Annotated in this window: 1 protein-coding gene; it reads right to left on the bottom strand. The window is 60.7% G+C overall.

Going from position 1 to position 2,106, the window contains the following annotated elements:
• Positions 1-2,106 (bottom strand): RHS repeat domain-containing protein (locus LG198_RS14285; protein ID WP_230343868.1); only part of this gene is annotated, 2,106 nt, incomplete at both ends.

Below are 2,106 nucleotides of genomic sequence, written 5' to 3'. Positions count from 1 at the left end.
GGGTGGTGTTCCCCTGCTTGTCATAGACATAGACCTTCGTCACCCCATCGCCTGAATTCGACTTCCACACCCGTCCTGCCTGATCATACTGCGCAAACTCCTGCCAGCCACTGACGGGGTCATTGGGGTTGCTCGTGACCGGTGGTGTGCCGACGTAACTGCGCTTGCCCGTGACCTCCCCAAAGCCGTTGTAGCGGATCTCGCTGATCAATCCCGTGCCCTGATCCGTGGTACGTACCTGGCGGTTCAATGCGTCATAACGCAACACCGTCACATCATCCACCCCAACCTGGTTGTTCACTACCTGGTCCGCCGTCCTGCGATCCTGCAGGATCGTCCGGGTCACATTGCCATGGGCATCATAGCCGTACTCGGTCCTGGCATTGGTAGCATCGATCTCCGCCGTCAAGAACCCCAGCTGGTTGTACTCATAGCGCGTGATATGGTCATCGGTCTCAGTGTTGTCGTCCTTGCCGCGCACGACCTCGCGGATGATATTGTTGAGCCCGTTGTATTCCAGGTCGGTCCGCGGATTGACGTAAGTGCCCTCGTAGTCGGTGAACCCCGGATTGACCTGGGCGGTCCGCCGCCCCATCCCATCGTAAATCCAGCTGGTGACGGCCCCCGTCGCATCCGTCTTCTTCGTGACATTGTTGAGCCCGTCGTATTCGTAGGTGGTGGTGGCTGACCCGGTCGTCGGCGTCACCTGCCCATTGCTGGTGTTGATCGTCCCCGCCTGCACATTGAGCCGGCTTTCCGTCTTGACGCGATTGAGCGCATCGTAAGTACGCTCGGTGATGCGGTTGTCCGCGTGGCTGGCGAGCGTCACCGCCTTGGCCTGGATCGCCGCCAGGGTCGTGCTGTCATCCATGGTCAGCGGAGAGGCACCCGTGCTGACGCTCTGCGCATACTGCGTCTCCGTCGTCACATTGCCGAACGCATCCCGCGTCCAGGTGGTGAGGTAGCCCAAGGCATCGACCTTCGCCACTTGTTCACCCGCCTGATTGTAGTAATACCGCGTGACGTTGCCATTGGCGTCCACGCTCTTCACCAGGTTGCCGTTGGCGTCATAGGCCTTGCTGGTCGTGATGTCGCCCGTCGTCACCTGGTATTGTCCGCCAGCAATATCAGGGTTGTAGGTGCCGGTGGTGATGTCCTCGATCCTGGTACCAGTCTCGCGCCCTATCTTGTCATAGGTAACGTAGACGGTCCTGTCCTGGGTCGCATCCAGCAGAACGTACACCTTGTTGCTGCCAGCGGTAGGGGCTGCAGTCAGTAATTCAGGAATGGTGCCAGCCGTGAGCTGGGCAGTGCCACTGGTCTTGACCGCATTGGCGTAGCGGATCTCGCTGACCTGGTTGCCGGTCTGGTCGTAGGTGGTGCGGGTGTAGCTGCCATCCGCGGCGATGGTGCCGGTACGCTGGTTGTTCAGGTCGTAGGTGTGCCAGGTGATGTGGCCGTTGGCATCGGTCTCCTGCACCAGGTTGCCACGGGCATCATAGGCGTGGTACTTGGTCGGGGTGACGGAGACGGTGCTGTTGGTCACGGGGTGGTAGGCCTGGAAGGTGTCGCCCGCTTCGCTCAGCAGGCGGTTGTGCTTGTCGTAGGTGTAGCTGGTGATGCGTTGTTCGGGCAGGCCCGCAGCCTCGGTCCTGGTCACGAGATTGCCTGCGGCATCGTAGGCGTAGGTGTTGACTACGGCTACCAGTTGGTTGCTATCGTTTCTCGATTGGATCGGCAGGGTCTCGCTCACCTTGCGGTTGAGTTTGTCGTAAGTGTAGGTGGTGACGGCACCATTCCTCGCGGTGGCGGTCTTGACGTTGCCGAAGGCGTCGTAGGTGTAGCCTTCGTTATAGTACTCGCTCGTGCCCAGCCCGCCCCACCAGGTGGTGATCGCAGTGACCTGGCCCAGGCGATCATACGCCGTGCCCTGCAGCTGGTCGCTGCCTGAGTAGGTGACGCTTGGGGTGACGGTAGTACTGAGAGACCCGGTATAGCGGGTGGCCAGCCTGGCGACTTGGGTCTGCTGCCCAAAGGCATTGTAGCTATAGGCAGTGACTGCGCCGTCCGGGTTGATCTGCAAGGTGACCCGGCCCAACTTGTCGG

This window comes from Methylobacillus arboreus (genome assembly GCF_020532725.1).
Lineage (GTDB): Bacteria > Pseudomonadota > Gammaproteobacteria > Burkholderiales > Methylophilaceae > Methylobacillus > Methylobacillus arboreus.
The sequence above is the reverse complement of the archived record's forward strand: the minus strand, read 5'-3'. Positions and strand labels throughout refer to the sequence as shown.